This window comes from Microbacterium trichothecenolyticum, assembly GCF_041938625.1.
Lineage (GTDB): Bacteria > Actinomycetota > Actinomycetes > Actinomycetales > Microbacteriaceae > Microbacterium > Microbacterium trichothecenolyticum_D.
In genome coordinates this window covers 3,035,558-3,058,740 of sequence record NZ_CP169427.1, presented here as the reverse complement: position 1 = coordinate 3,058,740, position 23,183 = coordinate 3,035,558, and the positions used below count along the sequence as shown (strand labels likewise).

The window sequence follows — 23,183 nt, the reverse complement described above, 5'->3', positions numbered from 1 at the left end:
GACGAGAAGGCCTGGTCGCCCCACCTAGACTCTCAGCATGGCGCATACCTCCATCAAGGCAGTCATCCCCGCTGCGGGCCTCGGCACCCGCTTCCTCCCCGCGACGAAGGCGATGCCGAAGGAGATGCTTCCCGTCGTCGACAAGCCGGCGATCCAGTACGTGGTCGAGGAGGCCGCGCAGGCCGGCATCGATGACATCCTCGTCATCATCGGGCGCAACAAGAACGCGATCTCGAACCACTTCGACTCGGTCCCCGAGCTGGAGGAGAAGCTGAAGGACAAGGGCGACACGGACCGGCTGCACCGCGTCCTCGAATCGAGCGACCTCGCCGACATCCACTTCGTGCGTCAGGGCGAGCCCAAGGGGCTCGGTCACGCGGTGCTGCGGGCGAAGGCCCACGTCGGCGACTCGTCGTTCGCCGTCATGCTCGGTGACGACCTCATCGACGAGCGCGACGAGCTGCTCACCATCATGATCGCGGAGCACGAGCGCACCGGAGCGGCGATCATCGCCCTCATGGAGGTCGACCCCGAGCACATCAACCTCTATGGCGTCGCTTCGGTGGAGTCCACCGACGGCAACGGCATCGTGAAGGTCAGCGGGCTCGTCGAGAAGCCCAAGGCCGAGGACGCACCGTCGAACCTGGCCGTGATCGGGCGCTATGTTCTCTCGCCGAACGTGTTCGAGATCCTCGAGCGCACCGAGCCGGGCAAGGGCGGCGAGATCCAGCTCACCGACGCGCTCCAGGAGCTCGCGGCGGACCCCGATGGTCCCGGCGTCTACGGCGTCGTTTTCCGTGGCCGTCGCTACGACACCGGCGATAGGGTGGACTACATCAAGGCCATCGTGCAGCTGGCGGCCGATCGCGAAGATCTCGGTCCCGCGCTGCGTCCCTGGTTCAAGGATTTCGCGGCGAACCTCTGACGCCGCCCGATCGAGGGAGTCTCGTGGATCTGTCGGCTCCCCGCAGGCACGGCTCGGTGGCGATCCGGCTCGTCCGTCAGCGCGACGCGCGCGTGCTGCAGAACGAGCTGCTCTCCAATCGCGGCTGGCTGCGCCCGTGGGAGGCGACGAGTCCCGACGGGCCGGTGTCGTTCGACATGCGCGTCGGCGTCCGGCGGCTTCTCCAGCAGTACCGCGACGGCGCCGGGGTGCCCTTCGTCATGGAGTCCGATGGTGAGGTCGCCGGCCAGCTGAACGTGTGGGGGATCGCGCGCGGCTCGCTGGCGTCGGCGACGATCGGGTACTGGGTGAGCGAGCGGTTCGCCGGGCGCGGCATCACGCCGACGGCGGTGGCGCTCGCGACCGACATCTGCTTCTCGGAGCTGCGCCTGCACCGTATGGAGATCTGCATCCGCCCCGAGAACCGCGCGAGCCTGCGCGTGGTCGAGAAGCTCGGCTTCCGCTACGAGGGGCTGCGTCGCCGTTTCATCCACATCGACGGCGATTGGCGCGATCACTACGCCTTCGCGCTCGTGCGCGAGGACGTGCCCGAGGGCGTGCTGCAGCGCTGGATCTCGGGTCGGGTGCCGCAGGATGCGGCCACCGTCCCGCCCGCGGACCGGATGCACGCATAGGTCGTCCGGTTGCCGATCCCGCCCCCCGGCGGCGGGTGGCCGCGCATCGCCGTGCCTGACCACGCCAGAAATCCGTCTTCCGTGACACGCGGACGGATGCGGGGGACACCGCCGTCCGGTCGCCTACCGTGGTGAGCATGGGCGGGCAGGTGTGGGGTGGGGGAGTCGTCGTTCTCGTCGCCGTGGCGCTGTGGCTGGTCTACCTGCTCCCGTCATGGCACAGCCGGCGCCAGTTCGATGCGGCGGAACGAAACGCCGTGCGCCTGAACCAGGCGCTCCGTGTACTCGCCGAGACGAGCGAGACCCCCGAAGAGGTGCGGCTCGAACTCAACGCCCGCACCGCGGCCGCGCAGCAGAAGCTCGCGAAGCGCGCCCTGGCCGAGCGCGAGCAGGCGGCGCTCGAGGGCGCCCGCGTCGACCTCGAGATCGCCAAGGCCGAGCGCGAGGCTGCCGAGGCGGCCGCGCGCATCGGCGTGGAGCGCGCCCGCATCGACCGTGTCGCCGCTGAAGCCGCCGCGCGTGTGGATCTGGAGCGCGCCCGTGCCGAGCGCGCAGAGGCAGCCGCCGCTGCCCGCTCCGACCTCGCCGCCCTCCGTTCCCTTCCGGCGGCGCGCCGTGCGCGCGCCCGGCGCCGGTTCCGGCTCGCAGCGACGTTCGTGGGCGTCATCGGTCTCGGCCTCGCGGCGTGGGGCGTGTACGAGACGATCACCTCCGGTGCGCAGACGTTGATGTGGGCGGGTGTGGGCCTCGTGGCAGCATCCGGTCTCATCCTTCGTCGCCTCTCCCGCGTCGCTGCGCGCGCCGTGTCGCGGGCAACGGATGCTGCGCCCCGCCGCATCGCGCAGGTGCAGGACGTGGCGCTCGAGCGCGAGCAGCGCAAGTGGGCGCCGCGCGACCTCCCGCGCCCGCTCACGGCATCGGCGGGTTCGCGTGCGGCCGCGGTGCTGGATGCCGAGGCCGCGCGTGCGGCGCTCCGGCAGGCCGCCCTCGAGGAGGCGATGGCGGCCCGTGCGACCGCGCAGCAGCCGCCCTCGATCGACGTCGCGCGGACCGCGCGCACGGCCTCCGCAGAGTCGGAATACGCCCGCATGGGGTACGTCGACGACGCCGAGATCGAGGCGCACGTGCGGCAGCTGCTGACCCGCCGCGCCGCCGGCGAGTAGGCCTCTCGAGGGGCTCCGTCGATTCGGAGCGACACTCGAACCGTGATAGTGTTTTCGAGGTTCACGGGCCTGTAGCGCAGTTGGTAGCGCGCCTCGTTCGCATCGAGGAGGTCAGGGGTTCGATTCCCCTCAGGTCCACCGAAAGAAGCCCCCCACGTTGTGGGGGGCTTCTGCTTTTCGGGGGTCTTACTCGGGCGGGTGGGGGTAGCGCAGGCCGCTGCCCCAGCCGATCTCCCAGCCGTCGGTGTCGTCGAAGTAGTCGGCCGACGACACGGGAAGCGCGTGCTGTGGTTCGACGGCCGCCACGAGCCCCGCGAACCACGCGGCGTAGGCGGGCGCGTCATTCGTCGCCCGGAGGCCGGGCAGGGCGCGGAGGATGAGGTCGGCGACCTCACCCGGCGTCGACATGGCGTCGACCCGGCCGCCGGCGAACTCGGTCTCGGCCCCGGACGTGTAGTGGATCCCCGCCGCCGGATCGGCCGCGTCGCCGAGCGCGACCCGCCAGTACATGCCCGACGGTGCGACCGAGGGCTTCACCCGCAGCCGGTGGTAGCCGCGGCGGTGCAGTTCGCGGGCGCCCTGGAGGATCCGCACCGAGGTGGCCATCACGAGCGCGGACGAGATCTCCTGGTGCGCCGTCGCGTCGTAGGCGACGAGGCGGACCTCCTCGACCGAGGTGGGCGTCGCTGCGATCGTGTCGATGGCGGCCGAGATCGCCTCTCGTCGCGGCCACGCGTACACCCCGGCGCTGATGAGCGGGAACGCGATGCTGCGCGCGCCGACCTCGTCGGCCACCTGAAGCGACCGCCGATAACTCGACTCGAGGAGGGCGCGGTCGCGCTGGCCGGCGCCGTGGTTCGGGCCCACCGTATGGACGACCCACTTCGCGGGGAGTCTGCCCCCGGTCGTCCACCCGGCGTCACCGGTGCCGAGTCCGTCCGGGAAGCGTTCGATGCACGCGCGCAGGATCTCGGGACCACCGGCCCGGTGGATCGCGCCGTCGACGCCGCCCCCGCCGCGCATCGCGTTGTTCGCGGCGTTGACGATCGCATCGGTGGTCTGGGCGGTGATGTCGCCGTGGACGGCGACGAGTGTGGTCATGCGTCCATCATGCGCCGGTGCCCGGCCCCGCGTCAGTCGGGGACGGCCTCGGCTGCGGCACGCGCGGCGATGGGGAGCGCGTCGACGATGCGCGCCACCGCCGCGTCGTCGTGCGCGGCCGACACGAACCAGGCCTCGAACACCGACGGCGGCAGCGAGACGCCCTCGGCGAGCATCGCGCGGAAGAACGGCGGGTAGCGGAACGCCTCCTGCGCCTTCACCGTGTCGTAGTCCGTCGGAGGCTCAGCCGCGAACTGGATCGAGAACAGGTTGCCCGAGCGCTGAACGACGTGCGTGACGCCCGCTTCGGAGAGAGCGGATGCTGCGGCCTCCGCGATCGTCTCCGCGGCGGCGTCGATGCGGGCGTAGGCGGCGGCGTCGAGGTGATCGAGCGTCGCGCGCCCGGCGGCGACCGCGAGCGGGTTCCCGCTCAGGGTGCCGGCCTGGTAAACCGGCCCGAGCGGCGCGAGCAGCTCCATGAGCGCGGCCGGCCCGCCGATCGCGGCGAGGGGGAGCCCGCCGCCGACGACCTTGCCGAATGTGATGAGGTCGGGTGAGAACGGCACCGGGTCGATGCCGTACCAGCCGGCAGGGCCGACGCGGAAGCCGGTCAGCACCTCGTCGAGGATGAGCAGCGCACCGTGCTCGTGGGCGATGTCGGCGAGGGCGGCGTTGAAGCCGTGCGCCGGCGGCACGATGCCCATGTTGGCGGGCGCCGCCTCGACGATGACGGCGGCGATGTCGTCGCCGCGGGCCTCGAACACCTCGCGCACCGCGTCGAGGTCGTTGTAGCCGATGACGAGGGTCTGCGCCGCGATCGGGGCGGGGACGCCCGCCGATCCCGGCATCGCCAGCGTGGCGACGCCCGAGCCCGCCTCGGCCAGCAGGCCGTCGGAGTGTCCGTGGTAGTGGCCCGCGAACTTCACGATGAGGTCGCGCCCGGTCGCGCCCCGCGCGAGGCGGATCGCCGTCATCGTGGCCTCGGTGCCCGTGGAGACGAGGCGCACCCGCTCGACCGGGTGCGTTTCGACAGGCTCACCGACCGAGGAGGGGCGGGAAACGCGAGCCGCGATCAGCTCGGCCAGCTCCGTCTCGCCCGGCGTGCTCGCGCCGAAGCCGAGACCGTGGGCCGCAGCATCCTGAACCGCCTTCACGACGGCGGGGTGGGCGTGCCCGAGGATCGCGGGACCCCACGAGCCGACCAGATCGACGTACTCGCGGCCCTCGACGTCGGTGACGTAGGGACCCGAGGCCGCGACGAAGAAGCGCGGCGTCTCGTGCACCGAGCCGAAGGCGCGCACCGGTGAGTTCACGCCACCCGGCATGGCCCCCCGCGCGCGGGCGAATTCCTGTGCGTTCGTCGTCATCGGATCCACTCCGCAAGCTCGAGAGCCCAATAGGTCAGCACGGCGTCGGCGCCGGCGCGGCGGATGCTCACCACCGACTCCTCGACCGCGCGGCGGCGATCGATCCAGCCGTGGGCGGCCGCCGCCTCGATCATGGCGTATTCGCCAGACACCTGGTACGCCCAGACGGGCACGGGGCTGGTCGCCGCGGCATCCGCCAGCACGTCGAGGTAGCTCATCGCGGGCTTCACCATCACGATGTCGGCGCCCTCGGCGATGTCGAGGTCGAGCTCGCGCGCCCCCTCGCGGCGGTTGGCGGGGTCCTGCTGGTACGTGCGGCGGTCGCCCTCGAGCGACGACTGCACCGCCTCGCGGAACGGCCCGTAGAACGCCGAGGCGTACTTCGCCGCATAGGCGAGGATCGGCGTGCTGCCGAACCCCGAGCCGTCGAGCGCGTCGCGCACGGCGGCGACCTGGCCGTCCATCATGCCCGAGAGGCCCAGCAGCTGCGAGCCGGACTCCGCCTGCGCCACGCCCATGTCGCGGTAGCGCTCCAGGGTGGCGTCGTTGTCGACGTAGCCGTTGGCGTCGAGCACGCCGCAGTGGCCGTGGTCGGTGAACTCGTCGAGGCAGAGGTCGGTCTGCACGACGAGCGCGTCGCCGGCCTCCGCGACCGCGATGCGGGTCGCGCGGTTGAGGATGCCGTCAGGATCCGTCGCGCCGGAGCCGACGGCGTCCTTGTGCTCGGGCACGCCGAACAGCATGATGCCGCCGATGCCGGCGGCCGCAGCATCCGTCACCGCCTTCTTCAGGCTCTCGGTCGAATGCTGCACGACACCCGGCATGGACGAGATGGGCACCGGCTCGCTCGAGCCCTCGCGCACGAACACCGGCAGGATCAGCTCGGCGGGGTGCAGGCGGGTCTCGGCGACGAGGCGCCGCATGGCGGGGGTCTGGCGGAGGCGGCGGGGGCGGTCGGCCGGGGTGTATCCGTACGTCACGGGCGTTCTCCCGTCAGGCCGGCGGCGCCGGCATCGAGCAGTTCACGGGCGACGGATGCTGCGACCTCGCGCGACGGATCGCCCTCGTCTTCGGGCCACACGGTGGCGTGCGACGCCGTGAGGATCGTCGTGCCGTCGAGGCTGTAGACGCTCGCCGAGAGGAGGAGGAGCCCGGCGTCGACGACGGCGCGCGCGCCGACGGGGGCGGAGCAGCCGGCCTCGAGGAGGGCGAGCACCTCGCGCTCCGCTTCGACGGCGGCGCGGGTCTCGGCGTGGTCGAGCCGATCGACGAGACCTTCCTCGCCGCGGCGCACCTCGACCGCGAGAGCACCCTGCCCGGGAGCGGTCGGCCACCGGTCGGGGTCGAGGAACTCGGTCACGACGTCGGTGCGACCGATGCGGGTGAGCCCGGCGGCGGCGAGGATGACGGCATCCAATTCCCCGCTCGTCACCTTGCCGAGGCGCGTGTCGACGTTGCCCCGGATGTCGACGACCTCGAGATCGGGGCGGCGGGCGCGCAGCTGCGCCATGCGGCGGGGGGAGCCGGTGCCGACGCGGGCACCGGCGGGGAGCTCGTCGAGCGTCAGTCCGTCGCGTGCGATGACGGCGTCGCGCGGATCTTCACGGGCGGGGATGGCCGCGACGACGAGCTGGTCGTGCGGGGCCGTGGGGAGATCCTTGAGCGAGTGGACGATGACATCGCACTCGTCGGCGAGCAGCGCGTCTCGGAGCGCTCCGGTGAAGAGTCCGGTGCCGCCGGCGCGTGAGAGCGGCTCGTTCGAGCGGTCGCCGTCGGTCGTGATCGTGACCAGCTCGGTCGTGACGCCGTACGCGTCGCCCAGGTCGTCGGCGACCATGCCGGTCTGCGTCAGCGCGAGCGTGCTGCCGCGCGTGCCGATCCGCAGGGTGGTCACGCCAGCACCTCGGCGATCTCGTCGAGGCCGATGCGGCGACCGGTGTAGAACGGCACCTCTTCGCGCACGTGGCGACGGGCCTCGGTCTGGCGGAGATCGCGCATGAGGTCGACGAGCTCGACGAGCTCCGGAGCCTCGAGCGCGAGGATCCACTCGTAGTCGCCGAGGGCGAAGCTCGCAACGGTGTTGCTCAGCACGGTGCGGTGCGCGGCGCCCTTTCGGCCGTGGTCGGCGAGCATCTGGCGGCGCTCGTCGTCGGGGAGGATGTACCAGTCGTACGAGCGCACGAACGGGTAGACCGTGAGCCACGACTCGGGATCCTTGTCGCGCATGAACGCGGGCAGGTGGCTGGCGGTGAACTCGGCGTCGCGGTGCACGCCCATCGCGTTCCACACCGGCATGAGGCTCGCGAGCGGTTCGCTGCGGCGCAGCGTGCGCAGGGCGGACTGCAGCACCTCGGGGGCGATGCCGACCCCGGTGAGCCAGATCATGATGTCGGCGTCGGCGCGCAGGCCCGACACGTCGTAGAACCCGCGGACGGTGACTCCGGATGCCTCGACCTCGGCGACCGCGGCGCTCAGGTCGCCGGCGGGGGCGGGCGCGGAGGCGTCGCGGCGGAAGACGGCCCACAGGGTGTAGCCGAGGGTTTCAGTGGGGGAGTTCGCCGCGACGTCGGTCATAGTCCTATCTTTTCACCCTGCGGGCCGCCTCCTGCCCGGAGCGGGCCTTCTCACCCTGCGGGCCGCCTCCTGCCCGGAGGGGCCGCTTCACCCCTCGCGACGCCAGGTCTCCGGCATCGACGAGAGCCGGTGCGGCAGCAGGCTCTGCTGCTCGAGACGTCAGCAGTCACGACGGAGACGGTGAAATCGGACCCGGCACACACTCGACGGCTCGACCACGCTCACGGGCACGGCGGCCCCCGCCGACGGCCGTCCGTCGGGTACCAGTGCTGTGCCCGCAGACAGCGGCACGTCGTCGACGGTGCGGTTGGCGTCCAGCAGAACCACCACCTCGTCCTGAGTGATCGGAGGCGCGATCTCTCTCACAGCCTTTTCTCGTCGCACGTCGATCCGGGCTTCGTCGCGGAGGACCATCGCATTCACGGCTTGCGCGGGGCCGCTGGCTTCGGCGGCAACGGAGTCCTCGCCCAGAAATGTTGATGTCTCGCCCGCCGAGAGGCTCGTCTCACGGCCGTTCACCGTCAGGCGAACGGTTCCCGTGAGGACGATGAAGAGCCGGTCGGTGCCGGGAAGCGCCGAGAACGGAGCGGCGTCGCGCAGGTCGGCGACGCTGAGCCGCCACGCCCCGCGGGGGTCGCGTGCCAGCTCCCGCGTGGTGCCGCGTCCGTTCGCCCACAGGGTACGAGGCTTCCCCTCCGGATCGATGATGACGTACCCCGGCATGAGTCACCCGGTGACGCCCGGCTCGATCAGCCGCGCGAGTTCATCGAGAAGACCGGACGCCTGCTCGAGCGGCCCATGCAGCTCCTGATCATCCTGATCAGGCTGCAGCGCACGTACCATCCCGGCGGCGTCGTCGAGCGCTGCGGGCATGTCCGGATCGAGCTGGCTGAGCAGCCGGGACACCGCCAGCGACTCGCAGGCCAGCACGATGCGGTACGAGGTCACGGCCCGCTCCAGCTGTGCAGCGCCCTGAGTGGCAAAGCTCGCGTCCTCCTCCGTGCCCCGCGAGAGCGCGATGGTCCCGAGGGAGGCCGGGGTGGCCGCGTTGCGGATCTCGGCGAGAGCCGCGGCCGCTGTGTACTCGAGCATCATCAGGCCCGAGGCGCCCGCCGGCCCCGTCGCGAGGAAAGGACGCAGTCCCGTGAAGACGGGCTCGTTCGTCAGACGCAGGAGGGCATGCACGTTGGTCGCGGATTGCGCGACGGCGAGCGCCGTACTGTCCAGGTCGATCGCAAGCTGCGCTTGGAAGAACGACCCGTGGTGGGTCACGATCCTCTCGGCCACGTCGAAGACGGGGTTCTCCTGGGCCGTGTTCACAAGTCGCAGCAGTTGCGCATCCAGCCTGGAAACGGCGGTGAGCAGTGCACCTTGCGTGAGCGGGTACACCCGAAGCCCGAAAGGATCCTGGATCCGAGCCGGCTCGCCGCTGGACCCCCGGAGGGCGCGAACCTCCGCCGACACGTCGTGCACGAAGGGCGCGGCGGAAGCGACCGCGGCGGCATCCGAGACCGCTGACGGGTTGGCTCGCAGCGCCGTCGCCGCAAGGGCGAACACCACCCGGCCCGCGCGGTCGAGGCGCCTCAGCTCGTCGCTGGCAAGAACGGCGCGGCCGATCGTGAGGGCGCTGCTGCTGAGAAACGGCAACGCGCTCTCCACGCCCCACCGTACGGGCGTCGCCGGGGCCGGCCCGCGCTCCCCGGCCATGATCAGCGCGAGTGCCGCGAGAGCGGCAAGATCCCCGGTGCCGATCGATCCGATCGACCCGATCTCCGGCAGCCGGGGGCGATCGAGGACCTCCGCGAGGGCGGGGACGATCGCCGGTTCGATGCCGGCACCGGCCCGAGTCAGTTGGGCGAGCCGGGTCGCGATCATCGCGCGCACGGTGCGTACGGGAAGCGGGGCCCCGGCGTCGGTCGCGTGACTGCGCACGAGTCGGATGCCGTGGTCTGACTCTTCGGTCACCGCGGTGTCGCGGTTGGCGCCGACGCCCGTCGAGCGTCCGTACGTGGGTGTGCGGGCGGCGATCTCTGCCGCGGCGGTCGCCGCTGCCTCGAGAGCTTCCGGCACGCCCGCGCCGATGACGAGACGTGCGCCGTCGGCGACGGCGACCAGATCGGCAAGGGCCACGGGCGTGGACGCCTCGATGGTCACGATCTCGAAGGAGGGGGAACTGCTCACGGACCACACTCTGGCAGAAAATCTCGCCCAGCTCTTCATTTCACGTAGTGGCATGTGTATTTTACTGTTTGGAAACACTTGGTGCCGGCTGAGGAAATACGCGGTTCCTATCGTCAGAGTTGACAACCCGAGAGGCTCCCGATGAGTGAACAGTCCACCCGCACCGTGGAACGCGCCCTGTCCTTGCTCGCGAACGTCTGCGAGAAGGGAAGCACCTCGCTCGCCGATGCGTCCCGCGCGGTCGAGCTCTCCCCGAGCACCGCTCTGCGCTTGCTTCGCACCCTCGAGGCGAGCGGATTCGTCCGCCGCGACGACGCGGGAAACTACCGTGCCGGGTCCCGTCTGATGCAGCTCGGCGCGCAGGCGCTCGGGCACGAGTCGATCATCGACGTGTGTCACGAGGAGATGGTCGGGCTCGAGGAAGCCACCGGCGAGTCCGTGTACCTGAGCGTGAATGGGCACGCCGAATCCGCGCTGTACATCAGCATCGTCGAGGGTTCTCATTCGGTGCGGCACGCGAACTGGGTCGGCAGGACCATCCCGCTCGACGGCTCGGCAGCCGGCCTGGCGCTGCGGGGTGAGACCCCCGATGCCGGATTCGTCGTCGTCGAACGGGGCATCGAGCGCGACGTCACGGCAATCGCGTCCCCGATCACCGCCGCCGGTCGCATCGTCGCTGCGCTCAGCATCCTCGTTCCCAGCTACCGCATGTCCGACGCCTCCGCTCAGCAATGCGGCGCCCTCCTGGCCGCAGCCGCCCGCCGTCTCTCGGCCGGGCTCACCGATGGAACCGTCCTTTAGGAGCAGCACATGATCCGTTTCGAGAGCGTCTCCAAGGTCTACGACGACGGCACCGTAGCCGTCGACAGCCTCGACTTCGAAGTCCCGACCGGCACTCTGCTCGCCTTGGTCGGACCGTCGGGATGCGGCAAGACCACTTCCCTGCGCATGATCAACCGGCTGATCGATCCGACCAGCGGCACCATCACCCTCGACGGCCTGGACGTGCTGAGCGTGGACCGGGTGAGCCTGCGACGGAAGATCGGCTACGTCATCCAACATGCTGGATTGTTCCCGCACCGGACGGTCGTCGACAACGTCGCGGCCCTGCCGCGGCTGCTCGGCGGCGACCGGCGGAAGACACGGTCGCGGGCGCTCGAGCTTCTCGAGGTCGTCGGCCTCGACGAGCGATTCGCGGACCGCTATCCCTGGCAGTTGTCGGGCGGACAGCAGCAGCGGGTCGGCGTCGCCCGTGCCCTCGCCACCGACCCCCCGTTCCTGCTGATGGACGAGCCATTCAGCGCCGTGGACCCGATCGTGAGGGCGCAGCTGCAAGACGAGTTCCTGCGACTGCAGGCCGAGATCGGCAAGACGATCGTGATGGTCACCCACGACATCGATGAGGCGCTCAAGCTCGGAGACCGAGTCGCAGTGCTGCGCACCGGCGGCATCCTGGCACAGTACGGCACACCGCTGGAACTGCTCACCGACCCCGTCGACACCTTCGTCTCGGACTTCGTCGGCAGTGCACGCGGATACCGCGCACTCGGCTTCGAGCGACTGACCGATGACGTACCCATCGCCGGTCACACTCCTGTCAGGCTCGGCGACAGCATCCAGGGCCGCGGCTGGACGGTCGTGGTCGACGATTCCGGACGCCCACTCGGCTGGGCGGACGGGGCCACCGCGACCAACGCGTCGACGGCGAACCTGCACCAGACGTCACGGTTCCTCCAGCGGTCGGCGACCGCGCGCGAACTTCTCGACGCGGCGCTGGCAAGCCCCGACGGCGCCGTCGGTCTCGTCGACGGTGACGGCGCATTCATCGGCGTCCTCAGCGCCGAAGGCGTCCTGCGTGCAACTCAGGGAGCAGCGGCGTGAACGTCGACTGGATCTGGGCCAACCTCGGGCAGATCGGCACACTGTTCGTCAACCACATTTGGCTGACGCTGATCCCGACCATCCTCGGCCTGATCATCGCCATCCCGCTCGGCTGGTGGGCGCACCGCTCTCGCCGCGGCGGCGTCGTCATCGTCGGCACCGCGGGGCTCCTCTACACGATCCCCTCACTGGCCCTGTTCATCCTCCTGCCGGCGCTGCTCGGCACGAGAATCCTCGATCCGCTCAACATCGTCATCGCCCTGACGGTGTACACCGTCGCGCTGCTCGTGCGTGTGGTGGCGGACGGGCTCGGCTCGGTGCCACACGACACGGTCGCGGCGGCCGAGGCGATGGGGTACCGGGGCTGGCAGCGTCTCCTCCTCGTCGAGATCCCCGTCGCGATCCCCGTCATCATCGCGGGGCTCCGGGTCGCGGTCGTCTCCAACGTCAGCATCGTGACGATGGCGGCGCTGATCGGAATCCCGCAGCTGGGCACCCTGTTCACCCAGGGATTCCAGCTCCGACTGTTCCTCCCCCTGATCCTCGGGATCCTGCTGTGCGTCCTGCTCGCGGTGGTATTCGATCAGGTCCTCATCTGGATCGGCCGGGTCAGCACCCCGTGGCGTCGGAAGGATGTGCTCGCATGACTCTTCTTGACTGGCTGCTCGACCCGGCGAACTGGACCGGTCCGAAAGGCATCCCGGTACAGATCGCGTACCACCTGCTCTATACCGCGATCTCCCTGCTGATCGCCTGCATCATCGCGATTCCGCTCGGGATCTACATCGGATACACGGGGAAGGGCGAAGTCCTGGTCGCAGGGGCCGCCAACGCACTGCGCGCCCTGCCCACGCTGGGTCTGCTGGTGCTGCTGTTCCTGGTGCTCGCGCCGGTGATCGCCGGACAGCTGGTGTTCGTCGTGCCGACGATCATCGTGCTGGTCCTGCTCGCCATCCCCTCGATCCTGACGGGCACCTATACCGGCATCCAATCCGCCGACGCGGCCGCCGTCGACGCGGCCCGTGGCATGGGGTACACCCGCCGGCAGATCCTCTGGCGCGTGCAGATGCCCTGCGCACTGCCCTTGCTGCTCTCCGGCGTCCGCGGCTCGACGCTGCAAGTCGTCTCGACTGCGACCGTCGCCGCCTACGTGGGGCTGCAGGGCCTCGGCCGCTACATCATCGACGGTCGCGCCCAGGCGGATTTCGCCGAGATGGCCGGCGGCGCCCTCCTGGTCGCGCTGCTCGCCCTCGCCCTCGAGCTGCTCTTCAGCGTGCTCGGCAGAGTGCTGGTCTCGCCGGGTCTCCGACGCTCCACACGCCGCCGCCGCCCGTCCTCCACCGATACCGCAACCGCCGCCCTCACCACCCTGACCGCGGCACGATGACCCGACCCGACCGGCCGGTCGTCCCCCCTCAAAACACGCACCCGGCACCACGCTTCGCCCCGAAAGGCACTGACATGCGAAAGTTCTCCCTCGCGGCCTTCTCCGCCGCCTCCGTCATCACCGCGCTCGCCCTGGCAGGCTGCGCCACCGGCGATCAAGCGCTCTCCGGCGGCGACGCCGGTGGGTCCGCCGGCGAAGAGATCATCATCGGCTCCGCCGATTTCACCGAGAGCCAGCTCATCGGCACGATCTACTCGCTCGCTCTGCAGGACGCGGGGGTGAAGGTGAAGGAGCAGTTCAACATCGGCAGCCGCGAGGTCTACATCGCCGCGCTCCAGGACGGGTCGATCGACCTCATCCCCGAGTATTCGGGAGCGCTCCTCAAGCACTTCGACGCCGAGTCGACGGCGACCACGAGCGAGGACGTCGTCGCCGAGCTCGCCGAGAAGCTGCCCGACGGCATCGAGATGTACGAGATCTCGGAGGCGCAGGACAAGGACATCCTCGCGGTCACCTCCGCGACCGCCGAGCAGTACGACCTCTCGACGATCTCCGACCTCGAGCCGATCGCGGGCGAGCTCGTCCTCGGCGGACCTGCCGAGTGGGAGACGCGGGTCAACGGTGTCGTGGGCCTGCGCGATGTCTACGGTCTCGAGTTCAAGGAGTTCCTGAGCCTCGACGCCGGTGGACCGCTCACCATGACATCGCTCCTGAACGGGCAGATCCAGGTTGCGGACGTGTTCAGCACCGACCCCGCGATCACCGCGAACGACCTGGTCGCGCTCGAGGACGACAAGTCGCTGTTCGCCGCTGAGAACGTCGTCCCGGTCATCAGTGCGGCGAAGTCGAGCGACACCGTCGAGGAGACCCTCAACGCCGTATCCGCAGCGCTGACGACCGAGGCCCTGATCGAGATGAACGGCAAAGCCGCAGACGGAACCAGCCTCAGCGAGATCGCCCGCGAGTGGCTCGACTCCGCCGGGCTCTGAGCCCCACGCCGCACACCCCCTGAGATCGACCAGCAACACGAAGGAACCCCATGTCCCGTCAGATCCGTGCCGCACGCGGCAACACCCTCGTCGCCAAGAGCTGGCAGACCGAGGCGGCGATGCGCATGCTCATGAACAACCTCGATCCTGAGGTGGCCGAGCACCCCGAGGACCTCGTCGTCTACGGCGGGACCGGCCGGGCCGCGCGCTCCTGGGAGGCGTACGACGCGATCGTGCGCACCCTCGAGTCGCTGGAGGACGACGAGACGCTGCTCGTGCAGTCCGGAAAGCCCGTGGGGGTCTTCCGGACGCACGAGTGGGCTCCGCGGGTGCTGATCGCGAACTCGAACCTCGTGGGCGACTGGGCGACCTGGCCGGAGTTCCGCCGGCTCGAGGCGCTCGGCCTGACGATGTACGGGCAGATGACGGCGGGGTCCTGGATCTACATCGGAACCCAGGGCATCCTGCAAGGCACGTACGAGACGTTCGCCGCCGTGGCGCGTTCGTTGGGACGCGACTCGCTCGCGGGCACCCTCACCCTCACCGGTGGCGCGGGGGGCATGGGCGGCGCGCAGCCCCTCGCCGTCACCATGAACGGCGGCGCGGTGTTGATCGTGGACGTCGACGAGTCCCGTCTCGCGCGCCGCGTCGAGCACGGCTACCTCGACGAGTACTCGACCGATCTCGACAACGCGATCGAGCGTGTGCTGGCCGCCAAGGGGGCCGGGGAGGCGCTGTCGGTCGGCATCGTCGGCAACGCGGCGACGGTCTTCGCCGATCTGCTCGCCCGCGGTGTCGCGATCGACATCGTCACCGACCAGACGAGCGCGCACGACCCGCTCGCCTACCTCCCCGAGGAGTACGGCTTCGACGAGTGGAAGGCCGCCGCCGCGGCCGACCCTGAGGGCTTCACCGAGCTCGCGCGGCGGAGCATGGCGAAGCAGGTCGCCGCAATGGTCGGATTCCAGGATGCCGGTGCCGCCGTCTTCGACTACGGCAACTCGATCCGCGCCGAGGCGCAGCTGGGCGGCTTCGACCGGGCGTTCGCCTTTCCCGGCTTCGTGCCCGCCTACATCCGTCCCCAGTTCGAGGAAGGCCGCGGGCCGTTTCGGTGGGCGGCCCTCTCGGGCGATCCCGCAGACATCGCCGCAACAGACCGAGCGATCCTCGAGCTCTTCCCCGAAGACACCGCGCTCGCGCGCTGGATCACCCAGGCTGCCGAGAAGGTCCACTTCGAAGGGCTTCCGGCGCGCATCTGCTGGCTCGGCTACAAGGAGCGCCATCTCGCCGGCCTCAAGTTCAACGAGATGGTCGCCTCGGGTGAGCTCTCGGCTCCCATCGCGATCGGTCGCGACCACCTCGATTCCGGATCGGTCGCGTCGCCCTACCGCGAGACCGAGGCCATGAAGGACGGATCCGACGCGATCGCCGACTGGCCGCTGCTGAACGCGCTCCTCAACACCGCCTCCGGCGCGAGCTGGGTGTCGCTGCACCATGGCGGTGGTGTCGGCATCGGGCGGTCGATCCACGCCGGCCAGGTGACGGTCGCCGACGGCACTCCCCTCGCGGCCCAGAAGCTCGAGCGCGTGCTCACCAACGACCCCGGGACCGGCGTCATGCGCCACGTCGACGCCGGCTACGAGCACGCGGCCGACGTCGCGCGCGAACGCGGTCTGCGGGTGCCGATGCAGGAGGGCGTGTGACCGGCTCCGGAGCGCTGACGCTGCTGCGCGAGATCGAGGACGTCGGGCGCGATCCGCGCCGCGGCGGATACTCCCGGCATGTCTTCGACGACGCCGAGCGCACCCTCCGCGACTGGTTCGTGGAGCGCGCGCTGCGCCTCGGGCTGGCGGTATCGCCCGATCGCAACGGCAACCTCTGGGCATGGTGGGGCGAGCCCGGCCCCGACGCGTTCGTCACCGGGAGCCACCTGGACTCCGTCCCCGGGGGTGGAGCGCACGACGGCCCGCTCGGGGTGGTCAGCGCCCTCGCGGCCGTCGAACAGCTCCAGGCGACGGGCTTCACGCCGACGAAGCCCTTCGCGATCGTCGTATTCGCCGAAGAGGAGGGCTCGCGATTCGGCATCGCCTGCCTTGGGTCGCGTCTGCTGTCGGGTGCGATCTCCGCCGATCGCGCCGCGGGACTGACGGATGCCCAGGGTCGCAGCTTCGGCGACGTCTCCCGCGATGCCGCGCTGCCGGAGTTCGGCCCCGACGCCGACGCGCTCGCCCGCATCGGCGTCTTCGTCGAGCTCCACGTCGAGCAGGGCAAAGGCCTCATCGACCTCGATGCGCCCGTCGCGGTGGGCTCCACCATCCTCGAGCACGGCCGCTGGCGCATCGATGTGCGCGGTCGGGGCAACCATGCCGGCACGACCGCGATCGGCGACCGCCGCGATCCCATGCTCCCCGCCGCGGCGGCGGTCCTCGCCGCGCGACAGGCGGCCGCGCGCCACCTCGGCTCGCGCGCGACGATCGGACGCCTCGAACCCGTGCCCGGCGGCACCAACGTCATCGCCTCGCGCGTCTCGGCATGGCTCGACGTGCGCGCCGACTCGGAGCAGGACACCCGCGACATCGTCGCCGAGGTCGCGGCCGCCGTCGCCGACGCCGCAGCCGACGAGGGCTGCGAGTCGGCCGTCGTCGAGGAGTCCTACAGCGGCGAAGTGAGGTTCGACCCTCAGCTGCGCGACCGTATCGCGGCGACGCTCGGGGGAGTGCCGACGCTGCCGACCGGCGCCGGCCACGACGCCGGCGTCCTCGCCGCCCACGTGCCGACCGCGATGCTCTTCGTGCGCAACCCGTCGGGCGTCTCGCACGCCCCCGACGAAGGGGCCGACGACGCGGCGATCGAGGCGGGGGTGGGTGCGCTCGTTCGCACGATCGAGGAGCTCGCATGAAGATCTGGGTCGACCGGCTCGTCCGATCGGGCGTCCTCGAGCGAGGGGTGCTGTTCGAGGCGGACGACCGGGGCACTGTCGTCGCGGAATCGACCTCGGACGGGTGCCCGCCCGACGTGCTCGCGCTCGACGCCGCAGCGCCCGGCTTCGCGAACGCGCATTCGCACGCCTTCCACCGGGCCCTGCGCGGACGCACGCACGAGTCGGGGTCGTTCTGGACCTGGCGCGAGCTCATGTACCGCGCCGCCGGCCGCCTCACGCCCGACGGCTACCGCACGTTCGCCACCGCCGTGTTCTCCGAGATGGTCGCCGCGGGGTGGACGACCGTGGGTGAGTTCCACTACGTCCATCACGCCCCGGACGGCACTGCCTACGCCGATCATGCGATGGAGATCGCCCTGGCCGACGCCGCGGCTGCTGCCGGCATCCGTCTCGTCTTGCTCGACACCGTCTATCTCGCCGGTGGCATCGGACGCCGACTCGCCCCCGAGCAGGTGCGCTTCGGGGACGCGAACGCTGCCGCGTGGCTCGACCGTTGGCACGCGCTGCGGGACGCACTCGCCGACCGGTCGCCGCTCGTGACGCTCGGCGCCGCGCTGCACTCCGTCCGCGCCGTTCCGCGGGACGCGCTCGGTGCCGTAGCGGCCGGGCTTCCGGCATCCGTCCCGCTTCACATCCACCTGTCGGAGCAGCCCGCCGAGAACGACGACTGCGTCGCCGCGCACGGCCTCACACCGACCGGACTGCTCGAAGCCGAGGGCGTGCTCTCGCCCCGCCTGTCGGTGGTCCACGCGACACATCTCACCGATGACGACATCCGGCTGCTGGGCGCAGCGAAGGTGACCGCGGTGTTCTGCCCGACGACGGAGGCCGATCTCGGCGACGGCATCGGGCCTGCGGTCGAACTGCGCGCGGCCGGTGCGCACCTCGCCGTGGGCTCGGATCAGAACGCTGTCGTCGACCCGCTTCTCGAGCTTCGCGGCCTCGAAGCCGGTGAGCGGCTGCGGTCGCTGCGTCGCGGGCGCATCGAGCCGTCCACGCTGTGGCGGATCGGGTCGGATGCGGGCTACGCGTCGCTCGGACTGCCCGCGCCGGCACGGATGGGCGGACCGCTGGACCTCGTCGAGCTGGATGACCGGTCGATCCGCACGGCGGGCGGCGAACTGGAGCAGCTGCCGCTCACGGCCACCGCTTCCGACGTCGTGCGCGTCGTCGTGGGCGGCAGGCTCGTCGTGCACGACGAGCATGCGATCGCCGAAGATCTGCGCCGGTCGATCGACACTCTCTTCGAGGAGGCCAGATGACAGCCCACCTGCTCACCGGCATCGCCGAGCTGACGACGAACGACCCGGAGCGCGACGGGCTGCTCGGACGCCTGCGGGATGCCGCCGTGGTGATCGACGGCGACACGATCGTGTGGGTCGGTGCCGCGGGCGCCGCGCCCGCGGCCGACGAGCGGACCGATCTCGGCGGGCGCGCGATGCTCCCCGGCTGGGTCGACTCGCACACCCACCTGATCTTCGCGGGCGATCGGTCGGAGGAGTTCGAGTACCGCATGGCGGGTCACCCGTACCGGGCCGGCGGCATCCGTACGACGGTCCGCGCGACGTCCGATGCGACCGACGACGATCTGCGCGCGGGGCTCGCAGCGCGACGGGAGGTCGCCCTGGCACATGGCACGACGTGGATGGAGATCAAGACCGGCTACGGCCTGGATGTCGAGCAGGAGACGCGACTCGCACGCCTGGCGGCCGAGGTCACGCCCGATGTGACGTTCCTCGGCGCGCACGTCGTCCCGCCCGGAATCGACGCCGGCGATTACGTCGCGATGGTGACCGGAGAGATGCTCGACGCCGTCCGTCCTCTCGTGGGCTGGATCGATGTCTTCTGCGAGCGGGGCGCCTTCGATGTCGCGCAGTCCCGGGCGGTGCTCGAGGCGGGCCGTGCCGCCGGTCTGGGGCTGCGGGTGCACGGCAACCAGCTCGGTGAGAGCGGCGGCGTCGCCCTCGCCGTCGAATTGGGCGCGGCATCCGTCGATCACTGCAACCACCTGTCGGTGGCAGACATCGAGGCGCTCGGCGCGTCGGACACCGTCGCCACGCTCCTGCCCGCCTGCGACCTGAGCACCCGCGAGCCGTTCCCGCCCGCGCGCGCGCTCATCGCGGCGGGTGCGACGATCGCCCTCGCGAGCAACGGCAACCCGGGGACGTCGAACACGACATCGATGGCGTTCTGCGTCGCGACGGCCGTGCTGCAGATGCGGCTCACGATCGAGGAGGCCGTGTGGGCGGCGACCGCGGGCGGCGCCCGTGCGCTGGGGCGCGAAGGTTCGATCGGCGCGATCATTCCCGGCCACCGCGCGGACCTGCACGTCATCGACGCGCCGTCGGTCTCGCATTTCGCGTACCGTCCCGGCATGGAGCTGACGACCGCGGTGTGGAAGAGCGGCCGACGCGTGCACACCGGCGGTCGGTAGCCCCGCGGCCGGTCAGTCAGCGGGAGAGGAGCTCAGCGGCGGTCCGCTCGGCGTGGGCGACGATCCCGGCCAGGCCGGACCCCGCAACCGTCTCGCCGACCACGACCACGTCGGAGGGGACGGATGCTGCGGCCGGCCGCACCCAGAACACGTGGGCCGCGTCGACCACGACCGGCAGCCGCACGCCGAGCAGCGTCTGCGCGTCGGCGACCGCTGCGGCGACCGGATCGGCCGGCGTCTCGTCGTAGGAGAGCCGGATCACGTGGCGCCCGCCGGCGGCTTCGCGGAGCCACCCCCACTTCGCGGTCGCGTGCGTGAGCGCGCGGGCCGCCACGGGGGCGCCCGCGGCCACGAGCAGTCCGGTGCCGCGGGGCGCAGCATCCAACTCGTCCTGCTCCACCAGGAGAGTCACGAGGTCGATGCGACGACCCGGCGCAGCGGGGGTGGCCACACCCGGGGCTGCGACGACCGCGGCGCCCTCGAGCGCGGCGAGGTCGTCGATGCGCGTGCCGAGACGGATGGCGCCGCCGAGGCGCTCGAGATCGTCGGCGAGGGCGGGCACGATGCGGTTGACACCGCCGCGGATCCCTGCGACCGCCGCACCCGGGGGAGCGGCGGCGCGCAGGCGCGCGACGGCTCCGCTGAGCGAACCCGCGCTCACGACAGCGTCCGCGAGCGCGGGATGAGCGCGCGCGACCGGGAGCTCGTCGGGGTGCTGCGAGTGCACCCCGTGAACGACGGGGGCGACGAGCCGGTCGAGCATCTCGGCGCCATGGCGCTCGCGCACGAGCGCGCCGAGGGTCGCGGGCACCTCGCCGACCGGTCGGGCGTCGAGGTCAGCCGCTCGCCCAGCGGCGGCGAGTCCCACGACGCGCACGACGTCGTCGGCCAGTGGATCGGCCGGGATGCCCAGCAACGCGGTCGCCGGCAGCGGCACCGCGTCGCCCGTCACGGGCTGCAGCCACGCGGGCCGTGGGGCGGGCGCGACGATGTCGCCGGCGAGACCGAGTTCGGCGAGCAGCGCCTCGACCGCACCGCCGCGCACGGCGAAGCTCTCGGCGCCGGCGTCGAGTGCGAGGCCGCCGAGGTCGAGCTGCGCGATGGTGCCGCCGAGGTGATCGGAGGCCTCGAACACCGTCACCGACGCCCCCGAGGCGGCGAGGCGGCGGGCGACGACGAGCCCCCCGACGCCACCGCCGACGACGGAGAAGTCAGCCATTCGCGTGCACGAACTCCACGATGCGCGTGAGCACGGTCGGGTCGGTGTCGGGCGGGACGCCGTGTCCGAGGTTCACGACGTGACCGCGGGCGGCGCGGCCCCGCTCGAGCACGGCGACGATGTGCGCCTCGAGGACCGGCCAGGGCGCGCGCAGGAGAGCCGGGTCGATGTTGCCCTGCACGGAGACGCCGGGTCCGAGCCGGCGCACGGCCTCGTCGAGCGGGAGGCGCCAGTCGACGCCGACCGTGTCGACGCCGACGTCGCGCATCGCGGCGAGCAGCTCGCCGGTGCCGACGCCGAAGTGCACGAGGGGCACGTCCAGGTGGCGCACGGCGTCGAGAGCGCGGGTCGAGAACGGCGCGACGTGGTTCGTGTAGTCGGCGAGGCTGAGCGATCCCGCCCACGAGTCGAAGAGCTGGCCGGCCGACGCGCCCGCCTCGATCTGCGCGGCGAGGAAGGCGCCCGTGATCTCGGCGCACCACGTCAGCAGCGCGGCCCAGGTCTCGGGATCGGAGTGCATGAGTGCGCGCGTCTTGAGCTGCTCCTTCGACGGGCCGCCCTCGACGAGATATGAGGCAAGTGTGTACGGGGCTCCGGCGAAGCCGATGAGCGGCGTCGTGCCGAGCTCGGCGACCGTGAGCGCGACCGCATCCCGGATGGGAGCGAGCGCCGCGGGGTCGAGCGGAGGCAGGGAGGCAACATCCGCCGCGGTCCGCACGGGGCTCTCGAGCACCGGACCGCGGCCCGCGACGATGCGCACGTCGACGCCCGACAGGCGCACCGGGATCACGATGTCGCTGAAGAAGATGCCCGCGTCGACGCCGTGCCGACGCACCGGCTGCAGCGTGATCTCGCTGGCGAGCTCCGGGTTCAGGCAGGCATCGAGCATGTCGGTGCCGACCCGCAGCTCGCGGTATTCGGGCAACGACCGACCCGCCTGACGCATGAACCAGACCGGCGTGCGAGCCGGCCGTTCGCCGCGATACGCGCGTATCAGCGCGGGGGGATCGTTTCTCTGAAGGACGGAAGGGTGAGAGTCATGCAACGACACACGTTAAGATTAGGTCTGTGCTCCTCTGTCTGACCGCGAACCATCGGAACGCGAGCCTCGACATCCTGGAGCGTCTCTCTGTGGGGGCGCCCACAGCGACGCGTGCCCTCGTGGACGACGAGATCTTCGTCTCCGGCGCCGTCGTGCTCGCCACCTGCAACCGGTTCGAGGCCTATCTCGACATCGACGAGCCGCTCACGGGCGGCGAGGCTGTCGCCGCCGAATCCGTCATCGAGGCGATGGCCGAGGCATCCGGCGTCGCGGTCGACCTGTTGCGCGCCTCGGTCGCGGTGCATCAGGGGGCGGATGCTGCGGCCCACCTCTTCGCGGTCACCAGCGGCCTCGAGTCGATGTCGGTCGGCGAAGACGAGATCTCGGGTCAGGTGCGTCGCGCTCTCGACGCCGCCCGCGCCGACGGCATGACCTCGAGCGAGCTGGAGCGTCTGTTCCAGAAGGCGACCCACACCAGCCGGGGCGTCCGCAACCGCACCCAGCTGCGGGGAGCGCACCGCTCGCTCGTGCGCCTCGCCCTCGAGCTGGCGTCGAGCCGCGTCGCCGAGTGGGCGGCCGCGAAGATCGTCGTCGTGGGCACCGGAAAGTATGCCGTCCGCACCGTCGAGGCGCTGCGCGCCCGCGGCGCCGGCGACATCCACGTCTTCTCCCCATCCGGTCGGGCCGAGGCGTTCGCCGCGCAGCACGGGCTGATCCCGGTATCGGACTTCCCGGCCGAGGTCGCCACGGCCGACGTCGTCATCACCTGCACCGCGGCCGCCGTCGTGCACGCCGACGCGTTCACGCCCGGGCACCGTGTGCTCGTGATCGACCTCGGGCTCCCGCGCAACGTCGATCCTGCCGTCGGCTCGGTCGAGGCGGTGGAGCTCCTCGACCTCGAGACCATCCGGCTGCACGCCCCGCTCGCCGAGTTCAGCGCGCATGCCGACGCGCGCGCGATCGTGGGCGACGCGGCCACCGAATTCCACGCCGACCGCGAGGCGGGCCCCGCGATCACCGCTCTGCGTGGTGACGTGCTGCGGATCGTCGATGACGAGATCGCCCGAGCCCGTGCACGCGGCGCCGGCGACGACGTCGAGGCCGCCCTGCGTCACCTCGCGGGCGTGCTGCTGCACCGTCCGTCGGTGCGCATCCGCGAGCTGGCGGTCGAGGGCCGCGTCGAGGAGGCCCGTGCCGCGCTCGAGCTGCTGCACGGCCTGTCGGTCGAGGCGCCCGGCGCCGCGGACGACGACCTCTGGGCCACCGCCTGATCTCTGCTTTCGGGCAGCCCGTCGGGGGCTGACCTGTGCCTTCCCGCCACCGTGG

22 protein-coding genes and 1 tRNA gene are annotated in these 23,183 nt (G+C 71.3%); 14 read left to right on the top strand and 9 right to left on the bottom strand.

Annotated features, from left to right (window positions below; all coding sequences use genetic code 11):
* Positions 1–37: 37 nt before the first annotated feature.
* From galU to ACEYYH_RS14190, 4 genes are all read left to right on the top strand, one after another.
* Positions 38–925 (top strand): UTP--glucose-1-phosphate uridylyltransferase GalU, encoded by an 888-nt coding sequence (gene galU / locus ACEYYH_RS14205; RefSeq protein WP_374974998.1) that lies wholly within the window; start codon positions 38–40, stop codon positions 923–925.
* Between the two features lie 23 nt (positions 926–948).
* Entirely contained in the window at positions 949–1,578 is a 630-nt protein-coding gene (locus ACEYYH_RS14200) for a GNAT family N-acetyltransferase (protein ID WP_374974997.1), read from the top strand.
* Positions 1,579–1,715: 137 nt separating this feature from the next.
* On the top strand, positions 1,716–2,741 hold the full coding sequence (locus ACEYYH_RS14195; protein ID WP_116197071.1) for a large exoprotein: 1,026 nt from the start codon (positions 1,716–1,718) through the stop codon (positions 2,739–2,741).
* A gap of 65 nt (positions 2,742–2,806) precedes the next feature.
* Positions 2,807–2,879 (top strand) — tRNA-Ala (locus ACEYYH_RS14190).
* A gap of 48 nt (positions 2,880–2,927) precedes the next feature.
* Here the strand turns inward: ACEYYH_RS14190 and ACEYYH_RS14185 are convergent.
* The 7 genes from ACEYYH_RS14185 to ACEYYH_RS14155 form a co-directional block, all read right to left on the bottom strand.
* Positions 2,928–3,842 carry an O-acetyl-ADP-ribose deacetylase gene (locus ACEYYH_RS14185; protein WP_374974996.1) on the bottom strand — a complete coding sequence of 305 codons (915 nt, stop codon included), beginning with the start codon at positions 3,840–3,842 and terminating at the stop codon, positions 2,928–2,930.
* A 32-nt stretch (positions 3,843–3,874) separates the two neighbouring features.
* Complete coding sequence (locus ACEYYH_RS14180; protein ID WP_374974995.1) at positions 3,875–5,209, bottom strand: glutamate-1-semialdehyde 2,1-aminomutase; 1,335 nt, start codon at positions 5,207–5,209, stop codon at positions 3,875–3,877.
* Positions 5,206–6,132: a porphobilinogen synthase gene (gene hemB, locus ACEYYH_RS14175; protein WP_374978233.1), complete on the bottom strand. Its 927-nt coding sequence runs from the start codon at positions 6,130–6,132 to the stop codon at positions 5,206–5,208. The genes ACEYYH_RS14180 and hemB overlap by 4 nt, the downstream gene beginning before the upstream one ends.
* A gap of 53 nt (positions 6,133–6,185) precedes the next feature.
* Positions 6,186–7,103 carry a hydroxymethylbilane synthase gene (hemC, locus tag ACEYYH_RS14170; protein ID WP_374974994.1) on the bottom strand — a complete coding sequence of 306 codons (918 nt, stop codon included), beginning with the start codon at positions 7,101–7,103 and terminating at the stop codon, positions 6,186–6,188.
* Positions 7,100–7,783 carry a hydrogen peroxide-dependent heme synthase gene (gene hemQ, locus ACEYYH_RS14165; protein WP_374974993.1) on the bottom strand — a complete coding sequence of 228 codons (684 nt, stop codon included), beginning with the start codon at positions 7,781–7,783 and terminating at the stop codon, positions 7,100–7,102. Before hemQ ends, hemC begins: the two co-directional genes overlap by 4 nt.
* A 159-nt stretch (positions 7,784–7,942) precedes the next feature.
* Positions 7,943–8,506: a HutD family protein gene (locus ACEYYH_RS14160; protein WP_374974992.1), complete on the bottom strand. Its 564-nt coding sequence runs from the start codon at positions 8,504–8,506 to the stop codon at positions 7,943–7,945.
* A gap of 3 nt (positions 8,507–8,509) precedes the next feature.
* Entirely contained in the window at positions 8,510–10,018 is a 1,509-nt protein-coding gene (locus tag ACEYYH_RS14155) for an aromatic amino acid lyase (RefSeq protein ID WP_374974991.1), read from the bottom strand.
* Between the two features lie 87 nt (positions 10,019–10,105).
* Between ACEYYH_RS14155 and ACEYYH_RS14150 the strand changes: the two genes are divergently transcribed.
* The 9 genes from ACEYYH_RS14150 (at position 10,106) to hutI (ending at position 19,596) form a co-directional block, all read left to right on the top strand.
* On the top strand, positions 10,106–10,765 hold the full coding sequence (locus ACEYYH_RS14150) for an IclR family transcriptional regulator (RefSeq protein ID WP_374974990.1): 660 nt from the start codon (positions 10,106–10,108) through the stop codon (positions 10,763–10,765).
* 9 nt (positions 10,766–10,774) lie between these two features.
* Entirely contained in the window at positions 10,775–11,845 is a 1,071-nt protein-coding gene (locus ACEYYH_RS14145; RefSeq protein ID WP_374974989.1) for an ATP-binding cassette domain-containing protein, read from the top strand.
* Entirely contained in the window at positions 11,842–12,492 is a 651-nt protein-coding gene (locus tag ACEYYH_RS14140) for an ABC transporter permease (RefSeq protein WP_374974988.1), read from the top strand. Before ACEYYH_RS14145 ends, ACEYYH_RS14140 begins: the two co-directional genes overlap by 4 nt.
* The gene (locus ACEYYH_RS14135) at positions 12,489–13,232 is read left to right on the top strand and encodes an ABC transporter permease (protein ID WP_374974987.1); all 744 of its coding nucleotides are present in this window, start codon (positions 12,489–12,491) and stop codon (positions 13,230–13,232) included. The genes ACEYYH_RS14140 and ACEYYH_RS14135 overlap by 4 nt, the downstream gene beginning before the upstream one ends.
* Before the next feature lie 74 nt (positions 13,233–13,306).
* Positions 13,307–14,221 (top strand): ABC transporter substrate-binding protein, encoded by a 915-nt coding sequence (locus ACEYYH_RS14130; protein WP_374974986.1) that lies wholly within the window; start codon positions 13,307–13,309, stop codon positions 14,219–14,221.
* Positions 14,222–14,271: 50 nt separating this feature from the next.
* Complete coding sequence (gene hutU, locus ACEYYH_RS14125; protein ID WP_374974985.1) at positions 14,272–15,924, top strand: urocanate hydratase; 1,653 nt, start codon at positions 14,272–14,274, stop codon at positions 15,922–15,924.
* On the top strand, positions 15,921–17,120 hold the full coding sequence (locus ACEYYH_RS14120; RefSeq protein ID WP_374974984.1) for an allantoate amidohydrolase: 1,200 nt from the start codon (positions 15,921–15,923) through the stop codon (positions 17,118–17,120). The genes hutU and ACEYYH_RS14120 overlap by 4 nt, the downstream gene beginning before the upstream one ends.
* Positions 17,117–18,424, top strand: coding sequence for a formimidoylglutamate deiminase (locus ACEYYH_RS14115; protein WP_374974983.1), 1,308 nt, complete (start codon positions 17,117–17,119; stop codon positions 18,422–18,424). The genes ACEYYH_RS14120 and ACEYYH_RS14115 overlap by 4 nt, the downstream gene beginning before the upstream one ends.
* Positions 18,421–19,596: an imidazolonepropionase gene (hutI, locus tag ACEYYH_RS14110; protein WP_374974982.1), complete on the top strand. Its 1,176-nt coding sequence runs from the start codon at positions 18,421–18,423 to the stop codon at positions 19,594–19,596. Before ACEYYH_RS14115 ends, hutI begins: the two co-directional genes overlap by 4 nt.
* 16 nt (positions 19,597–19,612) lie before the next feature.
* On the opposite strand, the gene ACEYYH_RS14105 is transcribed toward hutI, so the two are convergent.
* Positions 19,613–20,815, bottom strand: coding sequence for a protoporphyrinogen/coproporphyrinogen oxidase (locus ACEYYH_RS14105; RefSeq protein WP_374974981.1), 1,203 nt, complete (start codon positions 20,813–20,815; stop codon positions 19,613–19,615).
* The gene (gene hemE / locus ACEYYH_RS14100) at positions 20,808–21,866 is read right to left on the bottom strand and encodes a uroporphyrinogen decarboxylase (protein ID WP_374974980.1); all 1,059 of its coding nucleotides are present in this window, start codon (positions 21,864–21,866) and stop codon (positions 20,808–20,810) included. The genes ACEYYH_RS14105 and hemE overlap by 8 nt, the downstream gene beginning before the upstream one ends.
* Before the next feature lie 17 nt (positions 21,867–21,883).
* Here hemE and ACEYYH_RS14095 point away from each other — a divergent pair, with 17 nt between their 5' ends.
* Complete coding sequence (locus tag ACEYYH_RS14095) at positions 21,884–23,128, top strand: glutamyl-tRNA reductase (RefSeq protein WP_374974979.1); 1,245 nt, start codon at positions 21,884–21,886, stop codon at positions 23,126–23,128.
* Positions 23,129–23,183: the final 55 nt, after the last annotated feature.

Coding starts and splice junctions, on each gene's coding strand:
- ACEYYH_RS14155 (WP_374974991.1), bottom strand. CDS start 10,018: ATGCCACTACGTGAAATGAAGAGCTGGGCGAGATTTTCTGCCAGAGTG.
- ACEYYH_RS14145 (WP_374974989.1), top strand. CDS start 10,775: ATGATCCGTTTCGAGAGCGTCTCCAAGGTCTACGACGACGGCACCGTA.
- hemB (WP_374978233.1), bottom strand. CDS start 6,132: ATGCGGCGCCTCGTCGCCGAGACCCGCCTGCACCCCGCCGAGCTGATC.
- ACEYYH_RS14195 (WP_116197071.1), top strand. CDS start 1,716: ATGGGCGGGCAGGTGTGGGGTGGGGGAGTCGTCGTTCTCGTCGCCGTG.
- ACEYYH_RS14180 (WP_374974995.1), bottom strand. CDS start 5,209: ATGACGACGAACGCACAGGAATTCGCCCGCGCGCGGGGGGCCATGCCG.
- hutU (WP_374974985.1), top strand. CDS start 14,272: ATGTCCCGTCAGATCCGTGCCGCACGCGGCAACACCCTCGTCGCCAAG.
- ACEYYH_RS14135 (WP_374974987.1), top strand. CDS start 12,489: ATGACTCTTCTTGACTGGCTGCTCGACCCGGCGAACTGGACCGGTCCG.
- ACEYYH_RS14115 (WP_374974983.1), top strand. CDS start 17,117: ATGAAGATCTGGGTCGACCGGCTCGTCCGATCGGGCGTCCTCGAGCGA.
- hemQ (WP_374974993.1), bottom strand. CDS start 7,783: ATGACCGACGTCGCGGCGAACTCCCCCACTGAAACCCTCGGCTACACC.
- ACEYYH_RS14150 (WP_374974990.1), top strand. CDS start 10,106: ATGAGTGAACAGTCCACCCGCACCGTGGAACGCGCCCTGTCCTTGCTC.
- ACEYYH_RS14105 (WP_374974981.1), bottom strand. CDS start 20,815: ATGGCTGACTTCTCCGTCGTCGGCGGTGGCGTCGGGGGGCTCGTCGTC.
- galU (WP_374974998.1), top strand. CDS start 38: ATGGCGCATACCTCCATCAAGGCAGTCATCCCCGCTGCGGGCCTCGGC.
- ACEYYH_RS14130 (WP_374974986.1), top strand. CDS start 13,307: ATGCGAAAGTTCTCCCTCGCGGCCTTCTCCGCCGCCTCCGTCATCACC.
- hutI (WP_374974982.1), top strand. CDS start 18,421: ATGACAGCCCACCTGCTCACCGGCATCGCCGAGCTGACGACGAACGAC.
- ACEYYH_RS14185 (WP_374974996.1), bottom strand. CDS start 3,842: ATGACCACACTCGTCGCCGTCCACGGCGACATCACCGCCCAGACCACC.
- ACEYYH_RS14160 (WP_374974992.1), bottom strand. CDS start 8,506: ATGCCGGGGTACGTCATCATCGATCCGGAGGGGAAGCCTCGTACCCTG.